Raw genomic sequence first — 268 nt, forward strand, 5'->3', positions numbered from 1 at the left:
CAGTAAACTTGTCCCTGTCGGAAAGAAATTTGTTCGACACGAAATTGAATTTGTACCAGCCAAGTTAAAAGTAAGAGATATATATACAACGACATATGAATGCAGAAAATGTCGTGCAAATGGAAAGAGTGTTATGAAAAGTCCTGGAATTCCAGAACCTGTCATTCCACATTCTTATGCCTCTGCTGAAAGTGTGGCTTTCGTTATGAAACAAAAGTTCGTAAATGGCGTTCCACTCTATAGACAGGAATCCGAATGGAAACAAATG

The 268-nt window shown here is 38.1% G+C and carries 1 protein-coding gene; it reads left to right on the top strand.

Features of this window, described 5'->3' with window-relative positions:
- Window positions 1-268, top strand: a 268-nt coding sequence (locus DWY01_RS11400; protein ID WP_147332197.1) for an IS66 family transposase zinc-finger binding domain-containing protein, incomplete at both ends; no start/stop codon positions are given.

The organism is Eubacterium sp. AF22-8LB (assembly GCF_003458715.1).
GTDB lineage: Bacteria > Bacillota_I > Bacilli_A > Erysipelotrichales > Erysipelotrichaceae > Holdemanella.